This is a genomic window from Mesorhizobium sp. B2-7-2, from assembly GCF_006440775.1.
GTDB lineage: Bacteria > Pseudomonadota > Alphaproteobacteria > Rhizobiales > Rhizobiaceae > Mesorhizobium.
This window is the reverse complement of record NZ_VFTZ01000004.1, coordinates 118,139-141,967: the sequence shown is the minus strand read 5'-3', so window position 1 is coordinate 141,967 and position 23,829 is coordinate 118,139. Positions and strand designations below refer to the sequence as shown.

Genomic DNA, 23,829 nt, shown 5'->3' with positions numbered 1-23,829 from the left:
CAATTAATATCCCAGCGCCTCACCGGCGGCAGCGCGGCTGTCGATGGCGCCGTTGTAGCGCGCGCCGCCGCCTTTCTCGATCTGTGCCAGGCTCTTGCCACCGACCAGGATGCCGGCGGCCTGCCCCCAGATCTGGTCGCTGAGGTCGAGATGGTAGCCCATGCCGGCAAGCAGCTTCTCCGTGTCCGGCGACAGCCCGAATGGTTCGACATAGACCGTGTCCGGCAGCCATTGATGATGGATACGCGGAGCGTCGATCGCCTGCTGGATGTCCATGCCGTGGTCGATGACGTTGACGATCACCTCCAGCGTGATGGTGATGATGCGCGAGCCGCCCGGGCTGCCGATGACCATGAACGGCTTGCCGTCCTTCGTGACGATCGTCGGGCTCATCGAGGATAAGGGCGTCTTCTTCGGCTGGATGGCGTTCGCTTCGCCCTGGACCAGGCCGTAGAGGTTGGGCACGCCCGGCTTCTGGGTGAAATCGTCCATCTCGTTGTTGAGCAGGATGCCGGTGCCGTCGGCGACGACCCCGGCGCCGAAGGAGCCGTTCAGCGTGTAGGTGACCGCAACCGCATTGCCGTCCTTGTCGATGATCGAATAATGCGTGGTTTCCTTCGACTCGCCGAAGCCTTTCGGCATCAGTTCCTTCGACACGCCGGCACGGAACGGATCGATCTTGTCGCGGATGTCTTTCGCATAGGCCTTGTCGAGCAGCCTCGAGACCGGATTGTCGACGAAATCCGGATCGCCGAGCGCCGAGTTGCGGTCGACATAGGCGTGGCGCATGGCTTCCACCATGACGTGAACCGTCTCGGCCGAGCCGGCGCCGAGATAGGAGAGCGGATAGCCCTCCAGCACATTAAGGATCTCGCAGATGATGACGCCGCCCGAGCTCGGCGGCGGCGAGGAAATGATCTCGTAGCCGCGATAGGAACAGGTCACCGGCTTCAGCTCACGCACGGCATATTGCTCGAAATCGGGCTTGGCGAGGATGCCGCCTTTCGCGCCGCTCGCCTTGACGATTTCATCGGCGATGGCGCCGTTGTAGAAAGCGTCCGGGCCTTTGTCCGAGATCGCCGAAAGGGAGGCGGCAAGGTCCGGCTGAACGAGCTTCTCGCCTATGCCGTAAGGCTTGCCGTCCTTTTTCAGGAAGATCGCGGCCGCCGCCGGGTCCTTCGCCAGCCGCTCGGCGCCGCCGGCGAATGACGCGGCGTCGCCCTGGTTAAGCACGAAGCCGTCTTTGGCGTATGCAATCGCCGGCGCCATCAATTCCTGCCGCGGCAGCGTGCCGAATTTCTCACGCGCCATCTCGAAGCCCGCGACCGAGCCAGGCACGCCGACCGCGAGATAGCCGTCGAGGCTGGCGCCTTTGATCGGCTTGCCGTCCTTGTCGAGATACATGGTTTTGGTCGCCGCGAGCGGCGCGCGCTCCCGGAAATCGAGAAAGGTCGTGCGGCCGTCCTTCATGCGCACGGTCATGAAGCCGCCGCCGCCGATATTGCCGGCATTGGGATAGACCACGGCGAGCGCATAGCCGACGGCGACCGCGGCATCGACCGCGTTGCCGCCTTTCTTCAGCACGTCGACACCGACTTCGGTTGCAAGATGCTGGGCAGTCACCACCATGCCGTGCTCGCCCTTGGCGGGAGTTGGCGAAGCGGCGAAGACGATGGTCGGCGTGAAGGCAAAGGTGAGCGAAAGGCTGACGGCGATCAGCGTCCGGCGGGTCAAGGGCATGGCGGTGCTCCAGGCGTTGGGGGACGCCTAGGAAAAACCGCCACAGCGAATTAGTCCAATAACAATTGAAGCAGCGCGCGTGGCCCCTCACCCGGATTGCCGAGTCGAATTGCAAGGGCAATTCGGGCAATCCGACCTCTCCCCAAGGGGAGAGGAGCGTGCGGCGGCGCTGATCTCTTCTCCCCTCGGGGAGAAGGTGGCCGCGAAGCGGCCGGATGAGGGGGAGTGGCGCTGCCTGTCAGACGATCCCGCCGCCGCCACCGGCGACTGCAGGCCGCTCCGCCGCGACCTTGGCACGGTAGCCGGCCTCGCGATAAGCGGCGACCGGATCGACGGCGCCGCCGGCCCTCAGCCGCGCCATGGCGAGGATCGGCTCGACATCGGTGCGGTAGGCCGCCTTTAGCGTCTGCGTCGCCATCAAAGCATCATTGGCCTCCTGAAAGCCTTCCAGCGCTTTGCGATCGACCAGCAGCGCCTGCGCATAGGCGCGCTGCACCTCGACCGCCGACAGCATCAGGCTCTCGATCGGGTCGGTGACGTTGTGGCTCTGGTCGAGCATATGCGCGGGATTGAACCCCTCGGCGCCCGAGAGTTCGGCATCGACCAGTTCGTTGAAGACCAGGAACAGCCGGTAGGGGTCGATCGAGCCGGCATCGAGATCGTCGTCGCCATATTTGGAATCGTTGAAGTGGAAGCCGCCGAGCTTGCCGAACTGGATCAGCCGCGACACGATCATCTCGATGTTGACGTTGGGCGCGTGATGGCCGAGATCGACCAGGCAGAAGGCCTTGTCGCCGAGCTCCTTGGCAATGATGTAGTTGGTGCCCCAGTCCTGCACGACCGTCGAATAGAAGGCCGGCTCATACATCTTGTGCTCGGTGAACAGCCGCCAGTCGTCCGGCAGGCGGGCATAGATTTCGCGCATGGCGTCGAGATAGCGCTCGAAGGCCTTCGCGAAATTGACCTGGCCGGGGAAGTTGGAGCCATCGCCGATCCACACCGTCAGCGCCTTCGAACCCAGCGTCTTGCCGATCTCGATGCATTCGAGATTGTGCTCGACCGCCTGGCGGCGCGTGCCGGCATCGGCATGCGACAGCGAGCCGAATTTGTAGGAGAGCTTCTGGTCCTTGGCGTCGGAGAAGGTGTTGGAGTTCATAGCATCGAAGCCGAGGCCGAAGCGCGAGGCCGCCTGCTTCAACCGGTTCGGATCGGCCTTGTCCCACGGAATGTGCAGCGAGACGGTCGGCGTTGCCTGCGTCAGCTGGGCAATGACGGCGCAGTCCTCGATCTTGTCGAAGATGTCGCACGGCTCGCCGGCGCCTGGAAAACGGGCAAAGCGCGTGCCGCCGGTGCCGACGCCCCAGGACGGGATCGCGACGCCGAATTTCTCGACCTTGTCGCGGATGGCGTCGATGGCGATGCCGCGCCGGTCGAGGCGCTCGCCGAGCGAAGCGTAGTCGCGCTCGAGGTCGGCTTGGCGCGCGGCGTTGCTTTTTTCGACGACGTCAGTCGAGATGATCGTTTCGGACACTGCACTTTCTCCCAGTATTCGTCGGCTGGCGTCGCCCCTCATCCGCCCTTCGGGCACCTTCTCCCCGTAGAACGGGGAGAAGGGAAGTGCGCGCCTAACGCGTAAAGCTCTGCGCGTTGCCGGCGTCGACGTTGACGATGTTCCCCGTGGACTTGGCCGACATGTCCGAGGCGAAGAAGTAGATCGCTTCGGCGATGTCCTCCGGGAAGACCGAGCGCTTCAGCATCGAGCGCGAGCGGTAATGCTCCTCGAGGTCGTCGGTCGACATCTTGTAGGCGGCGGCGCGCTGTTCCTTCCATTCGCCGGTCCAGATTTTTGAGCCGCGCAGCACGGCGTCCGGATTGACGACGTTGACCCTGATCTGCGCCTCCGCGCCTTCCAGCGCGAGGCAGCGGGCCAGATGGATCTCGGCCGCCTTGGCCGTGCAGTAGGCGGACGCGTTCGGCGAGGCGGCGAGGCCGTTCTTGGAGGCGACGAAGACGACATTGCCGCCGATCTTCTGGGCGCGGAACAACCGGAAGGCCTCGCGCGAAACGAGGAAATAGCCGGTGGACAGGATGTCCATGTTCTTGTTCCACAAGGCCAGCGTCGTTTCCTCGATCGGCGCCGAGGAGGCCAGACCTGCGTTGGACACCAGGATGTCGATGCCGCCGAATTCGACCGCAGTCTCGGCAAAGCCGGAAAGCACCTGATCTTCCGACGTCACATCGATCCGCACCAGACGGACGAAGTCCTTGCCGTAGGCTTTCGAAAGCTCGTCATTGGCGCTGGCCAACGCGGCCTCGTCGATGTCGGCCAGCATCACGCAGGCGCCTTCGCGCAGCAGCCGGGTGGCGGTGGCGCGCCCGATGCCGCCGGCGCCGCCGGTGACCAGCGCGATCTGACCGGCGAGTGCTTTCGGCTTCGGCAGTCGCTGCAGCTTGGCCTCCTCGAGCTGCCAATATTCGATGTCGAAGGCTTCCTGGGCGGGCAGGCCGACATAGGACGAGACGGTCGAGGCGCCGCGCATGACATTGATGGCGTTGACATAGAACTCGCCGGAAATGCGCGCGGTCGCCTTGTCGCCGGCGAAGGTGAACATGCCGACGCCCGGCATCAGATAGACCACGGCATTGGGATCGCGGATGGCGGGCGAGTCGGCATGCTTGCAGCTGTCATAGTAAGCCTGGTAGCCGACGCGGTATTCGGCGATGTCGTCGGCCAGCCGCGCGATGACGGCATCGACATCCGGCTTTGCCGGATCGAACTCGATCACCAGCGGCCGGATCTTGGTGCGCAGGAAGTGATCGGGGCATGAGGTGCCGAGCGCCGCCAGCGGCCGCAAGTCCTTCGAATTGACGAATTCGAGCACGGCGGGCTGGTCGTCGAAATGGCCGAGTTTGTGGCTCTTTTCGGAGATGAGGCCGCGGATCCGCGGCATCAGCTTGGCCGCGATGGCGCGGCGCGCGGAAGCGTCGAGCGATTGGACCGCCTCGCCGCCGAAGATCGCCTTGCCCTGCGATTTGCGCTCGAACCAGTCGATCGCTTGGTTAATCACCGAGATCGTCGTCTCGTAGCACTCCTTGGGCGTGTCGCCCCAGGTGAACAGGCCATGGCTTTCCAGCACGACACCCTTGGCATCCGGATTTTCCAGGCAGAATTTCTCCAGCCACAGGCCAAGTTCGAAGCCCGGTCGCTTCCACGGCAGCCAGCCGATGGCGTCGCCGAATATCTCCTTGGTGATCGCCTTGGAATCCTTGGCGGCGGCGACCGCGATGATGGCGTCGGGATGCATGTGGTCGACGCAAGCCTTCGGCACGAAGGCATGCAGCGGCGTGTCGATCGAGGCCGCGCGCGGATTGAGGTCGAAGGTGCAGTGGGGCAGATAGGCCACCATCTCGTCCTCATGCGCGGGCCCGCGATACAGGCCTTTCAGTGCGCGTAGCTTTTGCATGTAGAGGGTGGCGAAACCGTCAAGCTTGATCGAGGCGCTGTCGCCGCCCGAGCCCTTGACCCACAGCACCTCGACCTCCTCACCGGTGAGCGGGTCCTTCTGCCAGACCTTGGACGAGGTGTTGCCGCCGCCATAGTTGGTGACGCGCTTGTCGGATCCCAGCGTGTTCGAGCGGTAGACCAGGAGCTCAGGACCGCTCATCCCTTCGGCCTTTGCATCGTCCCAAAGATTGGCGAGGCGCGAGCCGGAGCGCTTGTCGAGCATAGGTATCCTCCCTTGGAGCGCGATGCCGCGCCCCTCGTTTCTCGACCGGGAATGTCTACGCAAGCGTCGCGCTTGTCAATCACAAACGATCAATATCGATCATATTGCGCTGCACAATGAAAATATATGATCGGAAATGATTGACACTGCGCGTTTTCTAAGGCCTGATGCTTGGGCAGGGAGGAACCATGCACGAGAAAGAGCGCCACAGGATCATTCTGTCCGCCGTCCAGGAAAAGCCTGTGGTGACGGTACAGGAAATGGTCGAGCTGACGGACTCTTCCGAAGCGACGATCCGGCGCGACATCGCGGCGCTGCATGTCCAGAAGCGCCTGCGCCGGGTGCGCGGCGGCGCCGAGGCGATCTCGCCGCCGCAGTTCATCGGCCTTGCCGGCCGGCCCTTCTCCGTCAACGAAACACTGAACGCCGCGCAGAAGCGGGCGATCGCCCGCGAAGCGGTGAACCTTTGCACGGACGGCGAGCCGATCATCATCAATGGCGGCACCACCACCTTCCAGATGGTGCATTTCCTGACCGGACGCCGCATGCCGATCTTCACCAACTCCTTCCCGATCGCCGAGCATCTGCTCAAGCACTCGAAGAACACGGTGATGCTGTCGGGCGGCACTATCTACCGCGAGCAGAACATCATCCTGTCGCCCTTCGACAATGACGTGACGCGCAACTTCTATGCGCGGCGCATGTTCATGGGCGCGCAGGGGCTGGGGCCACTCGGGCTGATGGAAGGCGATCCGCTGCTGATCCAGGCGGAGCAGAAGCTGATCGACCAGGCCGACGAACTGGTGGTGCTGGTCGATTCCTCGAAATTCCGCATGCGCTCGAGCCTGATCCTGTGCGGGCTGTCGCGCATCGCAACCGTGATCACCGACGACGGCATCGAGGACCGCGAGGCCAAGATGCTGGAAACAGCGGGCGTGGCGCTAATCGTCGCCCGCAGACAGTCAAGCGACAAGGAGGAATCTTCACTGCAGGCCTGAGGGAAACTCACGCTCGCAGCGGCGATGGAATGCAACGCTCAAGGGAGGATATTCGATGAGCTTTTTGAAGAAACTGCTGGTTACGGCGGCCTTTTCCGCCGCCATGTTCGTGAATGCCGCCTACGCCGAGAACGTCAAGATCGCGCTGGTGGTGAAGTCGCTCGGCAACGGCTTCTTCGACGCCGCCAACAAGGGCGCCGAGGAAGCGGCCAAGGAACTGGGCGATGTCGATGTCATCTATATCGGCCCGACCAAGGCTACCGCCGAAGCCCAGATCGAGGTGATCAATTCGCTGATCGCGCAGAAGGTCAATGCGATCGCCGTTTCAGCCAATGACGCCGACGCGCTGGTGCCGGTGCTGAAGAAGGCGATGGATCGCGGCATCACCGTGATCTCGTGGGACTCCGGCGTCGCCAAGGAAGGCCGCCAGCTCCACCTCAACCCTTCCGACACCGGCCTGATCGGCGAGACCATCATCAAGCTCGCCGCCGACTACCTGCCGGAAGGCGGCGACGTTGCGATCCTGTCGGCCTCCTCGACGGCGACCAACCAGAACGCCTGGATCGAAGCGGCCAAGAAGGTGCTGCCGGAGAAGTTCCCTAAGATCAAGCTGGTCGCCACCGTCTATGGCGATGACGACTCAGCCAAGAGCACGGATGAAGCCAAGGGCCTCTTGAAGTCCTACCCGAACCTCAAGGCGATCATCGCGCCGACCACGGTGGGTGTCGTCGCCGCCGCACAGGTCGTCACCGACGAGAACCTGATCGGCAAGGTCAACGTCACAGGCCTCGCGCTGCCGTCGGAGTTCAAGAAGTTCATCGACAACGGCGCTTCGCAGGCTGTCGCTCTCTGGAACCCGATCGACCTCGGCTATTCGGCGATCTACCTCGCCCATGACCTGGCGGTGAAGAAGGAAGAAGCCAAGCCCGGCGCAACGCTATCGATCGGCCGCGTCGGCAAGGTGACGCTCGACGACACCAACTCGGCCGCGATGGCTCCGCCTTTCCAGTTCGACAAGAGCAACATCGAGAAGTTCTCCAAGATCTATTGATCCTGGAACCAACGGCGCTGCCCCCTCATCCGGCCGCTTCGCGGCCACCTTCTCCCCGGTGGGGAGAAGAGCCTGGAGCCAAGCTCGGAAATCTCCTCTCCCCTCGGGGAGAGGTCGACCGAGCGAAGCGGAGGTCGGGTGAGGGGGAGTCGACACGGAAAATAAATAACTGGGCTCGATACGATTATGGACACGACGGCCCATGACGGCACGGTAAAGGAGCGGCCCCCAGCCTCGGCGCCCCGCCTGACGCTCTCAGGCATCTCGAAGAGTTTCCCGGGCGTGCGCGCGCTGCACAATGTCAGCCTGTCGCTCTATCCGGGACAGGTGACGGCGCTGATCGGCGAGAACGGCGCCGGCAAGTCGACGCTGGTCAAGATCATGACCGGCATCTACCAGCCCGATTCAGGCGAGATCGGCATCGACGGCCTGGCCACGACGCTGCCCAGCGCGCATGCCGCCTTCGGCCACGGCATCACCGCCATCCACCAGGAGACAGTGCTGTTCGACGATCTTTCGGTCGCCGAAAACATTTTTCTCGGCCATGCGCCGCGCACCCGCTTCGGCACCATCGATTGGCGCACCATGCGCAAGAACGCCCGCGAGGTGCTGGAGACGATGCGCGCCGGCCACATCGATGCCGACACGCGGCTGAAGGACCTCGGCATCGCCAACAAGCATCTGGTGGCGGTTGCCCGCGCCATGTCGATCGACGCGCGCATCGTCATCATGGACGAGCCGACAGCGGCACTTTCGATGAAGGAGATCGAGGAGCTTTTCCTGCTGATCGAATTCCTGAAGAGCGAAGGCAAGGCGGTGCTCTTCATCAGCCACAAGTTCGACGAGATCTACCGCATCGCCGACCGCTACACGGTCTTTCGCGACGGCGAGATGGTGGGCGAAGGCCTGCTGAAAGACACCGGCCAGAACGAGATCGTGCGCATGATGGTCGGCCGCAACGTCGACCACATCTTCCCGCAGCGCGAGCCGAAGATCGGCGCGCCGGTGCTGTCCATCTCCGGCCTGTCGCACCCGACCGAGTTCGACGACATCGGCTTCGAATTGCGCAAGGGCGAGATTCTCGGCTTCTACGGGCTGGTCGGCGCCGGGCGCAGCGAGGTGATGCAGGCGATCGCCGGCATCACCCGCACCAGCCGAGGCACCATCTCACTCGACGGCAAGACGATCGCGCCGAAATCGGCGGCGGACTCGATCGAGGCCGGCATCGTCTATGTGCCGGAAGAGCGCGGCAAGCAGGGCGTGGTGATCGGCCTGCCGATCTTCCAGAATGTTTCTCTCCCTTCGCTTGCGCGCACCTCGAAATCCGGCGTGCTGAGGCTGGCGGAAGAGTTCTCGCTCGCCCGCTCCTACACCGAGCGGCTTGACCTGCGCGCCTCATCGCTCAGCCAGGACGTCGGCACACTTTCCGGCGGCAACCAGCAGAAAGTGGTCATCGCCAAATGGCTGGCCACAGCGCCCAAGGTGATCATTCTCGACGAGCCGACCAAGGGCATCGATATCGGCTCCAAGGCCGCCGTGCACGGCTTCATGGCCGAATTGGTCGCGCAAGGCCTTTCGGTGATCATGGTCTCCTCGGAACTGCCCGAAATCCTCGGCATGTCCGACCGCGTCGTGGTCATGCGCGAGGGCCGCATCGCGGCGACCTACGACAACAAAGGGCTGGACGCCGAGACGCTGGTTCGGACGGCAGCGGGGATCGCATGAAGAGCTTTCTCAAATATCGCGAGATCTGGCTGCTTGCCGGCATCGTCGTGCTGATCGGCCTGATCTCGACGCGCTTCCCCGGCTTCGCCGACCCCGCCAATCTGCGCCAGGTGTTCAATGACACGTCGATCCTGATGATCCTGGCGCTGGGCCAGATGGTGGTGATCCTGACGCGCTCGATCGACCTGTCGATGGCGTCCAACCTCTGCTTCACCGGCATGGTGGTGGCGATGCTCAATGCCGCGCATCCGGCGATCCCGATCCCGGTGCTGATCGTGATCGCTCTTGCCATCGGACTGGCGCTTGGCGCGATCAACGGCTTCCTGGTGTGGCGGCTGAACATTCCGTCGATCGTGGTGACGCTGGGCACGCTGACGATCTATCGAGGCGCCACCTTCGTCGTCTCGGGCGGCGCCTGGGTCAATGCCGACCAGATGAGCCCGGACTTCATCAATTTCCAGCGCGCCGCTTTCCTCGGCCTGCCAGTTCTGTCCTGGATAGCGATCATCGTGATCGCGCTGTTCTTCATGGTCATGACGCGCACGCAGATCGGCCGCTCGGTCCACGCCATCGGCGTCAATCCGACCGCCTCGGTCTATGCCGGCATCGATGTCGGCCGCACCAAATTCATCGTCTTTTGCATTTCCGGCATGATCGGCGGGCTCGCAGGCTATCTGTGGATCTCGCGCTACGTCATCGCCTCGGTCGAGGTCGCCAACGGCTATGAGCTCAACATCATCGCCGCCTGCGTGATCGGCGGCATCTCGATCGCCGGCGGCATCGGCTCGGTCGGCGGCGCGGTGCTGGGCGCGCTGTTCCTCGGCATCATCTCCAACGCGCTGCCGGTCATCAACATCTCGCCCTTCTGGCAGATGGCGATATCGGGCAGCGCCATCATCCTGGCTGTCGTGCTCAACGCGCGCGGAGAGCGCCGGCAAGGCCGCATCATCCTGAGAAAGGCGGAAGCGGCATGACCGACACCCCTGCCCCGCGCCGTATCCCCGACCGGTTGGACAAGCCGCTGTCGTCGGCGATCTTCTCCTGGGAGGCGCTGCTCGTCATCATCGCGATCCTTATCTTCGCGGTGAACAGCTTCGCCTCGCCCTATTTTCTCGATCCATGGTCGCTGTCGGACCTGACCTTCAACTTCACCGAAAAGGGCCTGATCGCTTTAGCCATGGCGCTGCTGATCATCTCGGGCGAGATCGACCTGTCGGTCGCAGCGATCGTGGCTTTAGCCTCGACGATGATGGGCATGGCGGTGCAGGCCGGCGCGGGAACACCGGTGCTGGTGGCAATCGGCGTCGTCGTGGGACTGGGCTGCGGCGCCTTCAACGGACTGCTGGTCACCCGGCTTGGCCTGCCTTCCATCGTCGTCACCATCGGCACGATGAGCCTGTTTCGCGGCATCGCCTTCATCATCCTCGGCGACCAGGCCTACAAGGGCTATCCGGAGAGCTTCGCCTTCTTCGGCCAGGGCTATGTCTGGTGGGTCTTCTCGTTCGAGCTGGCGCTGTTCCTCGTCGCGGCTTTGATCTACTGGTTCGTGCTGCACCGCACGAGCTTCGGCCGCCGTGTCTTCGCCATCGGCAACAACCCTGTCGCCTGCCAGTTCTCCGGCGTGCGCGTTGCCCGGATCAAGTTCATCCTGTTCTGCCTGACCGGGCTGATGTCGGGCATCGCCTCGGTGCTGATCACCTCGCGGCTCGGCTCGACGCGGCCGTCGATCGCGCAGGGCTATGAGCTTGAAGCCATCACCATGGTCGTGCTTGGAGGTGTGTCGATCCTCGGCGGCGCCGGCAGCATACTTGGCGTCGTGCTCGCCGCCTTCATCATGGGGCTGGTGACGTTCGGCCTCGGACTGCTCAACGTGCCCGGCATCGTCATGTCGATCTTCATCGGCCTGCTGCTGATCATCGTCATTGCGCTGCCGATCGTCTGGCGGCGGCTGCGCGAGGGGCGCTTCGCCTGATGGAGAAATACGCCTTCAAGATGAAACTCAATCCCGGCATGAAGGCCGAGTACAAGCGCCGGCATGACGAGATCTGGCCCGAGCTGGTCGCGCTGCTGAGAGAGGCCGGCGTCTCCGACTATTCGATCCATCTCGACGAGGGGACCAACATCCTGTTCGGCGTGCTGTGGCGCCGCGACGACCACGGCATGGCCGATCTTCCGAAGCACCCGGTGATGCAGCGCTGGTGGGCGCATATGGCCGACGTCATGGAGACCAAACCCGACAACGAGCCGGTGGCGGCGCCGCTGGAAACCGTGTTCCATATGGCATGATCGTCGCCGTCATCGATATCGGCAAGACCAACGCCAAGGTGGCGCTGGTCGATCTCGCGACGCTGAGCGAGATCGCGTTGCGCCGCTTCGCCAACGCGCCAGTGCGGCAGGCGCCCTACCCGCATCACGATGTCGAGGCGCTGTGGACGTTCATCCTGAACAGCCTCGCCGATCTCAACTGCGAACGGCGGATCGATGCGATCTCGATCACCACGCATGGCGCGACCGGCGCGCTGGTCGACCGCTCAGGCGAACTGGTGCTGCCTGTGCTCGATTACGAATTCGACGGTCCCGACCAGCTTGCGGCCGACTATGACGCCGTGCGCCCGCCTTTCGGCGAAACCGGCACGCCGCGGTTGCCCATCGGCCTCAATCTCGGCGCGCAGTTCTTCTGGCAGCAGAAACGCTTCCCGGCCGACTTCGCTATGGCCGCCGCGATGCTGATGTATCCGCAATATTGGGCGCTGCGGCTGACCGGCATCGCCGCCAATGAGGTGAGCTCGCTCGGCTGCCACACCGATCTCTGGAATCCCTGGACGTCCGATTACTCGTCGCTGGTCGACAGGATGGACTGGCGCCGGCTGATGGCGCCGGTGCGACCGGCAAAGGATCGGCTTGGCCCGATCCTTCCGGAGTTGGCGCGGCGGACAGGGCTCGACCCGCAGACGCCCGTGTTCTGCGGACTGCACGATTCCAACGCCTCGCTGCTGCCGCACCTTTTGTCCGACACACCGCCCTTCTCCGTCGTCTCGACCGGCACATGGGTGGTGTCCATGGCGGTCGGCGGCAGGAAGGTGGAGCTCGATCCCGCGCGCGACACGCTGGTCAATATCAACGCGCTCGGCGATCCGGTGCCGTCGGCGCGCTTCATGGGCGGACGCGAGTTCTCGCTGCTGACCGAGGGCCAAAACCAAGAGTGGAGCGAAGACGATGTTGCCGCCGTTCTGGCGCGGCGGGTGTTGCTGCTGCCTTCCACCCAACAGGGCTCCGGGCCATTCCCGCATCGCGGCGCACAGTGGGTGAATGCTGGCGACCTAACCTCCGGCCAGCGCTTCGCCGCCATCTCGTTTTATCTGGCGCTGACGACCGCGACCTGCCTGGAATTGATCGGCGGCGAGGGACCGACGACTGTCGAGGGACCCTTCGCGCAGAACCCGCTTTTCATCCGCATGCTGGCGGCAGCGACAGGCAGGCCGGTCGCTGCCTCGGAGACTTCGACCGGCACCAGCATCGGCGCCGCGCTGTTGGCGTCGGATGGCGCCACCGTCATGGGCAAGGGTGAGCGCACAGAACCACCGACCGATCAGTCTTGGGGCGAATATGCTCGGGCTTGGCGCCGCTCTGCTTGACGGATCAGAGCCGCCCCTCGGCGTTTCAAAATGGACGCCGGCATCGCGGCCAGCTCTCTTCTCTCCGTTCAACGGGGAGAAGGTGCCGGCAGGCCGATGAGGGGCAGCGCCGACCTCGGCAATTAGACCTCTCAGCGCGCTGTACCGTACAGCAATCCTTTGGGATCGATCTGCGGCTTTCTGCCGGCGACGACGTCGGCCAGGAACTGTCCCGAGCCGCAGGCCATGGTCCAGCCGACATGGCCGTGGCCGGTGTCGAGATAGAGATTGCGATATTTCGCCCGGCCGATGACCGGCACCGAATTCGGCATCATCGGCCGCAGGCCGGCCCAGAGCACGGCCTTCTTCTCGTCGAAGGCGCCGGGAAAAAGATCCTTGCCGGTTTCAAGGATGGTCCTGAAATCACCCGGCTTGAAGCTACGGTCGAAGCCGGTGAATTCGGCCGTCGAGGACATGCGCAGGCGATTGCCGAGCCTCGAATAGCCGATCAGCCGGTCCTCGTCGGCGCCGCCCATGGTCGGCCCCTTGCTCTCGTCCTCCAAGGGGATCGTCGCTGTATAGCCCTTCACCGGATAGACCGGCAGGTCGATACCGTAGCGGCGGCCGAGCAGGCCGCTTTCCGGCCCCATGGAGATGACGATGGCATCGCCGTTGACCGGTCCTGCCGAGGTCATCACCGCGCGCACCCGATCTCCCTCGATGTCGAGGCCCTCGACCGTCGTGCCGAACAGGAATTTGACGCCGAGCTTTTCGGCGGCATAGGCGGCGAGCCGGTCGGTGAACTGTTTGGAATCGCCGGTCTGGTCGATTGGCGAATAGATGCCGCCGGCAATCTTGTCCTTCACGCCGGCAAGGCCAGGTTCCAGCTCAACCAGACGCTCGCGGCCGACGATCTCGATCGGCAGGCCGTGCTCGCCGAGATAGCGGTAATTGTCGGTGCCGGTGTCGAGGCTCTTTTGCGAGCGGAAGAAGTAGAGAATGCCCTTCTTGCGCTCGTCGTAATGGATGCCGGTTTCCTCCGACAGTTGATTGATGCAGTCGCGGGAATGGAGCGCGAGCCTCAGCTTGATGTCGGTGTTGGCGCGCAGCCGCGTCACCGTGCATTCGCGCAGGAAGCGCAGGCTCCAGGCATAGAAATAGGGATCGAGGCGCAATCTCACCTTGATGCCGAGATCGTGGTTCCAGAGCGCGCGCAGGAAGGTCTTCAGCGCTGCGGGCGAAGCCCAGGCGGTGGCGTCGCCCGGCGAGACCAGGCCGGCATTCGACTGGCTGGTGCCGCGTGCCGCCGCTTCGTGGCGCTCGATCACCGTCACCTCATGACCGTCTTTTGCCAGATAATAGGCGGCCGCCGTGCCAACCACGCCGGCGCCGAGAACCAAGACCTTCATGCCATCCCTCATTGCGGCGGCGCGCGCCTGTGCGCGCCGCTGAATGGGTCTCAATACCGTGTACGGACGCGCCGGGCGAGCCCTTGGCCCAACAGTCAGCTTCTGATGGAGTTCTTGGTCGTCAGGATCCGTTCCCAGGCCAGCGCGTCGTTGACGATCAGGTCGAGATCGTCGCGCTGCGGCGTCCAGCCGAGTTCCTTGCGGGCAAGCTCGGAATTGGCGACCACGGCTGCGGCGTCGCCCGGCCGGCGGTCGCCCATGCGCACGTCGAAGTCATGGCCGAAGGCGCGGCGCACGCTGTCGATCACCTCGAGCACCGAATAGCCGTGGCTGTAGCCGCAATTGGCGACGAGACTGCCGCCGCCATCGCGCAGCCGCTGCAGCGCCAGCCGGTGCGCGGCGGCGAGATCGCTGACATGGATGTAGTCGCGCATGCAGGTGCCGTCCGGCGTCGCATAATCGGTGCCGAAGATCTGCATGAAGGGCCGCTTGCCGAGCGCGGTCTCGCAGGCGACCTTGATCAGATGCGTGGCGCCGGGCGTCGACTGTCCCGTGCGGCCCTTCGGATCGGCGCCGGCGACATTGAAATAGCGCAGCGCCGTATAGCGGATGTCGTGTGCCAACGCTGCATCGCGCAGCATCCATTCGCTCATCAGCTTGGAAAGGCCGTAAGGCGATTCCGGCGCAAGGCGGGCATCCTCGCGCACCGGCTCCAGCCCGGCGCCGCCATAGACGGCGGCGGTGGAGGAGAAAATGAAATGCGGCACGCCCTCGCGCACGGCCGTTTCGATCAGCGTGCGGGTCTTGCAGGTGTTGTTTTCGTAATAGCCAAGTGGGTCGGCGACCGATTCCGGCACCACGATCGAGCCGGCGAAGTGGATGATGGCGTCGACCTTGTTGTCGCGAATGATCCGGCCGACCAGATCACGATCGGCGACATCGCCGACGGTAAGCTTTGCTTCCGGGGCGACCGCCCATTCGAAGCCGGTGGAGAGCCGGTCGAGCACCACGACACTCTCGCCGGCGTCCAACAACTCCCAGACCATGTGGCTGCCGATATAACCGGCACCGCCTGTCACCAAAACCGTCATCATCTACCTCGCTGATCAAGATTTATCGGAAACTGTCTCAACAGCCACCGCGCTGGAAAACCCGCCGCAAGCCCACTAGCCTCCCTATGTTAAGTCCGTAACAGTTCGTCGCGCCCGAGGCATCGTACTGAAACCAAGCTGCTTCAAACAGCCAGGAATAGGCCACGATCCGGCATCGTTAGGAACAGGGCACGGGCGTGGCATTTTGACCGGTTGGGCGCTGTGGACGCGGCATGGGGCAGTGATTATGATCCGGCCCAAAATTGGGAAGTCGACATGAACTATCAGCGGTTCTTCGAGGATGCGATCGACCAGCTCCACGCCGAGCGTCGCTACCGCGTTTTCGCCGACCTGGAACGCATTGTGGGCAAGTTTCCGCGCGCCATCTGGCGTTCCAACGGCCGCGCCCAGGAAATCACCGTATGGTGCTCCAACGACTATCTCGGCATGGGCCAGAACGAGCACGTGATTGCCGCCTTCCAGAACGCGGCCGGCAAGATGGGCTCGGGCGCCGGCGGCACCCGCAACATTTCCGGCACCTCCAACCCGCTGGTCGAGCTCGAGCAGGAACTCGCCGACCTGCATGACAAGGAGGCGGCGCTGGTCTTCACCTCCGGCTTCGTCTCCAACGAGGCCTCGATCTCGACCATCGCCAGGCTTCTGCCCAACTGCCTGATCATCTCGGACGAGCTCAACCATGCCTCGATGATCGAGGGCGTGCGCCGCTCGGGCGCGGAAAAGAAGATTTTTCGCCACAACGACGTGGCGCATCTGGAGAGCCTGCTGCAGGCCGCGGGGCGCGAACGCGCCAAGCTGATCGTCTTCGAAAGCGTCTATTCAATGGACGGCGACATCGCGCCGATCAGAGAGATCGTGGAGCTCGCCGAGCGCTACAATGCCATGACCTATATCGACGAGGTCCATGCTGTCGGCATGTACGGGCCGCGCGGCGGCGGCATCACCGAGCGCGAAGGCCTGGCCGACCGCATCGACATCATCGAGGGCACGCTGGCCAAGGCGTTCGGCACGCTTGGCGGCTACATCGCCGGCACCAGCGCCGTCATCGACGCGGTGCGCTCCTATGCGCCGGGCTTCATCTTCACCACCGCGCTGCCGCCGGCGATCGCCGCGGCCGCCACCACTTCGATCCGGCATCTCAAGCGTTCGCAGGCAGAACGCGACGCGCAGCAGCGCCAGGCGGCGCGCACCAAGCAGGTGCTTGCCGCGGCCGGGCTGCCGGTGATGGAAACGGCCACCCATATCGTGCCGGTGCTGGTCGGCGATCCCGAGCTTTGCAAGATGGCGAGCGACCGGCTGCTTGGCGTGCACGGCATCTACATCCAGCCGATCAACTATCCGACGGTGCCGCGCGGCACCGAGCGGCTGCGCATCACGCCGACGCCGTTCCATTCGGACGCGCTGATCGCCCACTTGCAGGATGCGCTGGTCGAGACCTGGGATGCGCTGGGCATTCCCTATGCCAGCTCCGGCAGGCCCGCCGTCGCCAAAAGCGACCGGATCATTCCGCTGCTGGTGCCGAAGTCAGGCGGCTGAAGCCGCCTTTCTCACAGGGCTTTCATCCACCTCTCCAGGCGATGCGCCGCTTCCTCGAGCTGATCGAGGCGGCGGTGGAAGCATAGTCTGAGAAAAGCCTCGCCGCCGGGGCCGAAGGCGGTGCCAGGCGCCAGGCCGACATTGGCATTGTCGACGATGTCGAAGGCGGCGGCTCGGGAATCGGTGATCCCGTCGACCCTGAAGAACAGATAGAACGCGCCCTGCGGCACGGTGAAACGCGCCTTGCCGGTCGCGCCGAGTATGCCACAAACGAGGTCGCGAGCGGCGCGTGCACGCTCCACTTGTCCGGCGATGAAGCCGTCGCCCTCGTCGAGGGCAGCGACCGCGCCGCGCTGCATGAACTGGGCGACGCCCGAGGTCGAGTACTGAATCAGGTTTTCGAACACCTGCTGCAGGGCGGGATGGGTCTTGATCCAGCCGACACGCCAGCCGGTCATCGCCCAGTTCTTGGAGAAACTGTTGACGAACAGGATACGGTCGTCGGGCGTGGCGACGTCGAGGAAGGACGGCGCGCGGCCATGGCCGTAGTGGAACAGCGAATAGATCTCGTCGGCAATGATCCACAGGCCCTTTTGGCGGGCGAGATCGAGGATCGTCTGGAGGGTCTGCCTGTCGGCGGTCCAGCCGGTCGGGTTGGACGGCGTGTTGATGAACAGAAGCTTCGTGCGCGGCGTGATCGCGGAGGCGATCTTGTCGACATCGCAGGACCAGCCATTGCCGGACTGGTCGAGGGTGACCGGCACCGGCACGGCGCCCGCCACGCCGGCGGCCGCGGCGAAATTCGGCCAGGCCGGCGAGAGATAGATCACTTCATCGCCGCTGCCGGCGATAGCATCGATGGCCAGTTGGATGGCGTGCATGCCGGATCCGGTGACGATGAACTCCTCCTCGGCGAAGGTCTTGCCAAAATGCCTGGCGTAGTAGCGGGCGAGCGCCTGCCTGAGCTCGGGAATGCCTTTCTGCCAGGTGTAGAACGTCTCGCCATCGGCCAGCCCCTTGGCGGCGGCATCGCTGATGAAGGAAGGCGTGGGCAGATCGCCCTCGCCGGCCCAGAGCGGGATCAGGCCTTCGCGCAGGCGGCCATGATTGACGACAGCGACGATGCCGCTTTCGGGCGCCGCACGGGCTTCGGCGCGCAAGGTCTCGATCAGGGTCATGCAAGAATCCGTCCGGTTTTTCGCGACTGCTAGCCTCTTTTACGACAGCCGCAAACAGAAAACCCCGGCCGCAAGCGGCCGGGGTCTTGGTCCAGGGCGCTGTTTGAGGAGTTACCTTTTCGCCAGCAGGTCGCGGATTTCGGTCAGCAACTGTACGTCGGCGGGCGGCGGTGCCGCGGCAGCAGCCGGCTTCTCGCGCTCCAGCCGTCTGCGCAGATTGTTCACCGCCTTGACCATCAGGAAGATGATGAAGGCAAGAATCAGGAAGTTCAACACGACCGTGATGAAGCTGCCATAGGCGAAGACGGCGCCTTCTTTCTTGGCATCGGCCAGCGTGGCCGAATGGACGTTCGATGACAACCCGAAGAAGTAGTTGTTGAAGTCCAGCCCGCCGAAAATCGCGCCGATGATCGGCATGATGATGTCGTTGACGAGCGAGTCGACGATCTTGCCGAAGGCGGCGCCGATGATGACGCCGACGGCCAAGTCCATCACATTGCCCTTGGAAATGAATTCCTGGAATTCTTTCAGCATTCGGCCCTCCTTGCCATGACCGGCCGTGCTGCCGCCCCGGCTCTCCGGCACCGATCCGAAGCCACAATAACAAAAACCCCCGGTTGAAAAACCGGAAAAAGGGTGAAGACACCGGTTTGTGCTTACCTGCCTCGCCAGCCGCATATGCGCCAAAAGCCGCGATGGACTTGGGCTCCAAGCTGTGGTTGCGTCTTAACGACCGGATGAGGAAACCGGCCAGGGAGGAAGTGCGGACCGTGCAAGGCTGGTTCGTCGTCATCATCGCGATCGCCTATGTGACGCTGCTTTTCGCCATCGCCAGCGTCGGCGACCGGCGCTCGGTGGCAGCCGGGCTCGGTCGGGCGCGACCCTTCATCTACGCGCTCAGCCTCGCCATCTACTGCACTTCCTGGACTTTCTTCGGCTCGGTCGGCCTGTCCTCCGAGCGCGGCCTCGAATTCCTCGGCATCTATACCGGTCCGGTGCTGGTCTTTGTGTTCGGCTTCCCGCTGCTCAACCGCATGATCCGGCTGGCCAAAAGCGAGAAGATCACCTCGATAGCGGACTTCCTCGGCGCCCGCTACGGCAAGAGCTTCACCGTCGCGGCGATCGCGACGTTGATCGCAACCATCGGCGCGGTGCCCTATATCGCGCTGCAGCTCAAGGCGATCTCGGGTTCCGTCAGCCTGATGGTCGAGCACTATACGGGCTCGCCGCCCTCTTTCGATCCGTTCGTCAGCGATATCTCGCTGGTGGTGGCGATGTTGCTGGCGCTGTTCGCGGTGCTGTTCGGCACACGCCATGCCGACGCCACGGAACATCAGGACGGGTTGGTTCTGGCTGTCGCGGTCGAGACCGTGGTCAAGCTCGCCGCCTTTCTTGCCATCGGCCTGATGGTGATGTTCCTAATCTTCGGCGGGCCCGGCGACATGTTCGCCAGGCTTGCCGGAAACAGCCAGGTGCGCCAGGCGATGAGCTACAGCACCTCGCTGGCCACCTGGCTGGTGCTGACCGGCTTGAGCGGATTTGCCGTGCTGATGCTGCCGCGGCAGTTTTACGTCACCATCGTCGAGAACCGCAGCGAGGCGGAGCTGCGCACCGCGACCTGGGTGTTCCCGCTCTATCTCGTGGCCATCAACCTCTTCGTGCTGCCGATCGCCTTTGCCGGCCTGTCGCTGGTCGGCGACAAGACCAGCAGCGACCTCTATGTCTTGTCGCTGCCGCTGTTCAGCGGCCATGATGTGCTGGCCATGGCCGCCTTCGTCGGCGGCCTGTCGGCGGCGACCGCGATGGTGATCGTCGAGAGCGTCGCGCTGTCGATCATGATCTCCAACGATCTCGTCATCCCGCTGTTCGTGCGCCGCGTGCTCAAGACGAGTTCTTCGGAGAACGAGGACTGGTCGACGCTGATCCTCAATGTGCGCCGCGCCTCGATCTTCATCATGCTGTTCATCGCCTTCCTCTATTATCGCGAGAGCACCAATAGCGCGCGGCTGTCATCGATCGGCCTGATGTCGTTTGCCGCGATTGCCCAATTCGCGCCGGCGCTGGTCGGCGGGCTGATCTGGCGCCGCGCCAACGGGCGGGGCGCAGCCCTCGGCATGGTCGCCGGCATCGCCGTCTGGGGTTACACGCTGCTCCTCCCTTCACTCGGCCCCGAATCCGATATCGTCGTCCACGGCCTGTTCGGTTTCGAGGCGCTGCGGCCGCAGGCACTGTTCGGCACCGTCGGCGAGCCGCTGAACCATGGCGTGCTGTGGAGCCTCTCGGTCAATGCGCTGTTTTTCGTTCTCGGCTCCCTCTCCCGAGCGTCCGTGCCGCTGGAGCGCATCCAGGCGGCGATCTTCGTGCCGCGCGAGGCCGGCCCGATGCCTAGCCTGCGCCGCTTCCGCACCGCCGTCACCGTCAACGACCTGAAGGATACGATTTCGCGCTATCTCGGCGTCGAGCGCACGGAGCGCTCGTTCCAATCCTTCGAGAGGGACGCGAAAGTCTCCCTGCACGGCACCGAACAGGCCAGCATGGATGTCATCCGTTTCTCTGAGCAATTGCTAGCGAGCGCCGTCGGCTCTTCCTCGGCGCGGCTGATCCTGTCGCTGCTTTTCCGCCGCAACGATCGCGATTCCAAGGATGCCTTCAAGCTGCTCGATGACGCCACCGAGGCGCTGCAGCACAATCGCGACCTTTTGCAGATCGCGCTCGACCAGATGGAGCAAGGTATCACCGTCTTCGATCGCGACTTCCGGCTGATCTGCTGGAACCGGCAATACCGATTGCTGTTCGACCTGCCGGACGAGATGGGCCAGGTCGGCGTCTCGCTCGACCGGATCCTTCGCCATCTCGCCGAGCGCGGCGACATCCCGGCCGACCAGCGCGTGACGATGCTCAACCGGCTGACCAGTTTCGCCGGTCCATGGCAGATGGAGCTGAAGACCAGCGGCCGCATCCTGGAGCTGCGCTCCAACCCGATGCCCGACGGCGGCATCGTCGCCACCTATGCCGACATTTCCGGCCGCGTCGAGCAGGACCTGGCGCTGAAGCGGGCCAATGAATCGCTGGAGCAACGGGTCAAGACCCGCACCATCGAACTCACCCGCGTCAACGAGGAGCTGGCGCAGGCGCAGATGCTTGCCGAGGAAGCCAACCTCGGCAAGACGCGCTTCCTCGCCGCCGCCGGCCATGACATCCTGCAGCCGCTCAACGCCGCCCGCCTCTATTGCTCGTCGTTGATCGAGAAGGCGGGCAAGGGACCGGCCGGGAAGGCCGCCGTCAACATCGAATCCTCGCTGGAATCGGTCGAGACCATCCTCGGCGCGGTGCTCGATATCTCGCGGCTCGATGCCGGCGCGATGAAGCCGGACAACACCGCTTTCAACCTGGGCGGACTGCTCGGTCAGATCGGCAACGATTTTCGCCCGCTTGCCGCTGAAAAGAAGCTCGAACTCACGATTATCCCATCCTCGCTCGGCGTCATGACCGACCGGAACCTGTTGCGCCGGTTGATCCAGAATCTCGTTTCCAACGCCATCAAATACACGCGCCAGGGCCGCATTCTGGTTGGGGTGCGGCGACGCGGCGAGCTGGCGGAGATCCAGGTGATCGACACCGGCATCGGCATTGCCGGCGACAAGCTCAGCACCGTCTTCCACGAGTTCACGCGCCTGGACGAGGGCGCGCGCGAGGCCGAGGGGCTCGGCCTTGGCCTTTCGATCGTCGACCGCATCGCCAGGGTGCTGCGGCTCGAGATCCGCATCTACTCCAACCCCGGCAAGGGCACGCGCTTTTCCGTGATCTTGCCGGTCGCGGCGGTCGCCGCGCCGCCGCGCGAGGCTGGCAAGGCGCCAGCCCGCTCCGCCTCGACGCTTGCCGGGCTCAATGTGCTGTGCATCGACAATGACGCGCGCATCCTCGACGGCATGCGGCTGCTGCTCGAAGGCTGGGGATGCCGCGTCGAGACGGCTTCGGGATCAGGCGATCTCCTGAAGCCCGGCGCGCCGAAGCCGGACCTCGTGCTGGCAGACTATCATCTCGACGGCGGCACCGGGCTCGATGCGGTCGCCACGCTGCGCGCCGCCTACGGGCAGGACCTGCCCTGCGTGCTGGTCACCGCCGACCGTTCCAGCGAGGTGCGCGCGGCTGCCGGCCGGCTCGACATTCCGGTCGTCAACAAGCCGCTGAAGCCGGCCGTGCTGCGCTCGATGATGGCGCGCGTCAGGCCACTGGCGCCGGCCGCCGAATAGAGACAAAGCACTGCTATCAGCCGCGATGCCCGAGGCTTCGGAGATAGGCGCAGAACATGTCGGCGAGCGCATCGGAATAGGCTTCGATCTCATCGGCCGTTCGCTCCCTTTCCGAGAAATCCGCTCCCGCGGCGCTCAGCGTCTTGATGATCAACTTGCCGGCCAGGGCGCGGCCGGTATCCGGCGCGTCAGGAAGCGTCTCGCGCATGAAGGTCTCGACGGTCCGGCTCGCCGCCGCCCTCGCCTCCTCAGCCTCCGGCGCATCCCGATAGAGCGGCGCGGCGTCGTTCAGCGCGCCCCGCACCGCCGCCTCCTCGCATTCGGAGCGGATGAAGGCATGAACCAGCGTCCTTATCCGTTCGATGGGCGATAATTCGGCGTTTTCGAGAATGCCACACAAAAGCTCTGTCGTCTGGCGCCACTCGTCGCTCTGCAGCCTGAACAGCAGCGCCGCCTTGTTCGGGAAATATTGGTAGAGCGAGCCGACGCTGACGCCCGCCCTTTCGGCGACGCGCGTGGTGGTGAAACGCTGGGCGCCTTCAACAGCCAAAACCTGAGTAGCCGCCTGCAGAATCGCCGCGACCAGTTCCGTGGCGCGCGCCTGTTTTGGCTGTTTTCGGGTGGAAATTGAAGGGCTTGGGCGTTGGATCATGGTCGCGCGCCGAAATGCGAATTGGAAACCTGAAGGATTATTCGTATTTTTGAAGCGACACAAGAACCCCGCCGGAGACAGCCATGACCACCTTGACCGCAACCCCTTTGGCACCGCTCCTCGCCCGCCTGTTCAAGGAAGCCGACGCGGCGACCAGCCCGGCGATCGCACGGTACTCGCGCGAGGAACGGACGCGCCTGCTTCACAGCAAGACCGAGTATCGCCAGTTCTACGGCAGCATGAAGGACCTTTGGCTCGCGGTCTCGCCGGAGACGGGCACGCTGCTCTACATGCTGGCGCGCAGCACCGGCGCGCGCATCATCGTCGAATTCGGCACCTCGTTCGGTATCTCGACGCTCTACCTTGCCGCGGCGCTGCGCGACAATGGCGGCGGCCGGCTGATCACGACGGAATTCGAGCCGTCGAAGGTAACCCGGGCCAAGGCCAATCTGACGGAAGGCGGCCTCATCGATCTGGTCGAGATCCGCGAGGGCGACGCGCTGGAAACGCTCGCCACCGACCTGCCCGACCGGATAGACCTCCTGCTGCTCGACGGCGCCAAGGCGCTCTATCCGGAGATATTGAGCCTGGTCGAGAGCCGGCTCAGGCCGGGCGCGCTGGTCATCGCCGACAATGCCGACTTCTCGCCCGACTATCTGGAGCGGGTGCGCGGGCCGGCCGGCGGCTATATGTCGACGCCGTTCGGCGACGACGTGGAGCTGTCGATGCGGCTCAGCTAAGGCCTGCTCGAAACTACCTCATGCTGCTTCTGAGGCAGCCGTAGGCGTTTACGTCAACCAACGCGCAATCCCGGCCTTCTGGCTCCGGCCTTCGGC

The 23,829-nt window shown here is 64.1% G+C and carries 18 protein-coding genes; 10 read left to right on the top strand and 8 right to left on the bottom strand.

The annotated features are described in order from the left end of the window. Positions 1 to 3: 3 nt before the first annotated feature. From ggt to FJ425_RS07455, 3 genes are all read right to left on the bottom strand, one after another. Positions 4 to 1,740, bottom strand: a complete 1,737-nt coding sequence (gene ggt / locus FJ425_RS07465; protein WP_140629644.1) for a gamma-glutamyltransferase — start codon at positions 1,738 to 1,740, stop codon at positions 4 to 6. 238 nt (positions 1,741 to 1,978) lie between these two features. Then, a complete protein-coding gene (rhaI, locus tag FJ425_RS07460) occupies positions 1,979 to 3,313 on the bottom strand; it encodes an L-rhamnose catabolism isomerase (protein WP_140629641.1) in 1,335 nt (444 codons plus the stop codon). Between the two features lie 52 nt (positions 3,314 to 3,365). Continuing rightward, positions 3,366 to 5,468 (bottom strand): bifunctional rhamnulose-1-phosphate aldolase/short-chain dehydrogenase, encoded by a 2,103-nt coding sequence (locus FJ425_RS07455; RefSeq protein WP_140629638.1) that lies wholly within the window; start codon positions 5,466 to 5,468, stop codon positions 3,366 to 3,368. 188 nt (positions 5,469 to 5,656) lie between these two features. On the opposite strand from FJ425_RS07455, the gene FJ425_RS07450 reads away from it, so the two are divergent. From FJ425_RS07450 to FJ425_RS07420, 7 genes are all read left to right on the top strand, one after another. After that, on the top strand, positions 5,657 to 6,466 hold the full coding sequence (locus FJ425_RS07450; RefSeq protein ID WP_128259638.1) for a DeoR/GlpR family DNA-binding transcription regulator: 810 nt from the start codon (positions 5,657 to 5,659) through the stop codon (positions 6,464 to 6,466). Between the two features lie 55 nt (positions 6,467 to 6,521). Beyond that, complete coding sequence (gene rhaS / locus FJ425_RS07445) at positions 6,522 to 7,517, top strand: rhamnose ABC transporter substrate-binding protein (protein ID WP_140629635.1); 996 nt, start codon at positions 6,522 to 6,524, stop codon at positions 7,515 to 7,517. A 186-nt stretch (positions 7,518 to 7,703) separates the two neighbouring features. Then, on the top strand, positions 7,704 to 9,242 hold the full coding sequence (locus tag FJ425_RS07440; protein ID WP_140629632.1) for a sugar ABC transporter ATP-binding protein: 1,539 nt from the start codon (positions 7,704 to 7,706) through the stop codon (positions 9,240 to 9,242). After that, positions 9,239 to 10,216 (top strand): ABC transporter permease, encoded by a 978-nt coding sequence (locus tag FJ425_RS07435; protein WP_140629630.1) that lies wholly within the window; start codon positions 9,239 to 9,241, stop codon positions 10,214 to 10,216. The genes FJ425_RS07440 and FJ425_RS07435 overlap by 4 nt, the downstream gene beginning before the upstream one ends. Next, positions 10,213 to 11,214, top strand: coding sequence for an ABC transporter permease (locus tag FJ425_RS07430; protein ID WP_140629627.1), 1,002 nt, complete (start codon positions 10,213 to 10,215; stop codon positions 11,212 to 11,214). The genes FJ425_RS07435 and FJ425_RS07430 overlap by 4 nt, the downstream gene beginning before the upstream one ends. After that, on the top strand, positions 11,214 to 11,528 hold the full coding sequence (gene rhaM / locus FJ425_RS07425) for an L-rhamnose mutarotase (RefSeq protein WP_181164863.1): 315 nt from the start codon (positions 11,214 to 11,216) through the stop codon (positions 11,526 to 11,528). The genes FJ425_RS07430 and rhaM overlap by 1 nt, the downstream gene beginning before the upstream one ends. After that, entirely contained in the window at positions 11,525 to 12,877 is a 1,353-nt protein-coding gene (locus FJ425_RS07420; protein ID WP_140722653.1) for an FGGY-family carbohydrate kinase, read from the top strand. Before rhaM ends, FJ425_RS07420 begins: the two co-directional genes overlap by 4 nt. Positions 12,878 to 13,008: 131 nt before the next feature. Here FJ425_RS07420 and FJ425_RS07415 read toward each other — a convergent pair whose 3' ends face one another. Continuing rightward, entirely contained in the window at positions 13,009 to 14,265 is a 1,257-nt protein-coding gene (locus tag FJ425_RS07415; protein WP_140722650.1) for a D-amino acid dehydrogenase, read from the bottom strand. 95 nt (positions 14,266 to 14,360) lie between these two features. Further along, the gene (gene galE, locus FJ425_RS07410; protein ID WP_140722722.1) at positions 14,361 to 15,356 is read right to left on the bottom strand and encodes a UDP-glucose 4-epimerase GalE; all 996 of its coding nucleotides are present in this window, start codon (positions 15,354 to 15,356) and stop codon (positions 14,361 to 14,363) included. A 276-nt stretch (positions 15,357 to 15,632) separates the two neighbouring features. Between galE and hemA the strand changes: the two genes are divergently transcribed. Then, entirely contained in the window at positions 15,633 to 16,910 is a 1,278-nt protein-coding gene (hemA, locus tag FJ425_RS07405) for a 5-aminolevulinate synthase (protein WP_140722648.1), read from the top strand. A gap of 11 nt (positions 16,911 to 16,921) precedes the next feature. Here hemA and FJ425_RS07400 read toward each other — a convergent pair whose 3' ends face one another. After that, positions 16,922 to 18,088, bottom strand: coding sequence for a pyridoxal phosphate-dependent aminotransferase (locus FJ425_RS07400; RefSeq protein WP_140722645.1), 1,167 nt, complete (start codon positions 18,086 to 18,088; stop codon positions 16,922 to 16,924). A gap of 111 nt (positions 18,089 to 18,199) precedes the next feature. Next, on the bottom strand, positions 18,200 to 18,622 hold the full coding sequence (gene mscL, locus FJ425_RS07395) for a large conductance mechanosensitive channel protein MscL (RefSeq protein ID WP_095766185.1): 423 nt from the start codon (positions 18,620 to 18,622) through the stop codon (positions 18,200 to 18,202). Positions 18,623 to 18,858: 236 nt separating this feature from the next. Here mscL and FJ425_RS07390 point away from each other — a divergent pair, with 236 nt between their 5' ends. Next, a complete protein-coding gene (locus FJ425_RS07390) occupies positions 18,859 to 22,341 on the top strand; it encodes a PAS-domain containing protein (RefSeq protein ID WP_181175830.1) in 3,483 nt (1,160 codons plus the stop codon). A 16-nt stretch (positions 22,342 to 22,357) separates the two neighbouring features. On the opposite strand, the gene FJ425_RS07385 is transcribed toward FJ425_RS07390, so the two are convergent. After that, positions 22,358 to 22,993, bottom strand: a complete 636-nt coding sequence (locus FJ425_RS07385; RefSeq protein WP_140629610.1) for a TetR family transcriptional regulator — start codon at positions 22,991 to 22,993, stop codon at positions 22,358 to 22,360. 83 nt (positions 22,994 to 23,076) lie between these two features. Between FJ425_RS07385 and FJ425_RS07380 the strand changes: the two genes are divergently transcribed. Next, positions 23,077 to 23,733 carry an O-methyltransferase gene (locus FJ425_RS07380; RefSeq protein ID WP_140629607.1) on the top strand — a complete coding sequence of 219 codons (657 nt, stop codon included), beginning with the start codon at positions 23,077 to 23,079 and terminating at the stop codon, positions 23,731 to 23,733. Positions 23,734 to 23,829: the final 96 nt, after the last annotated feature.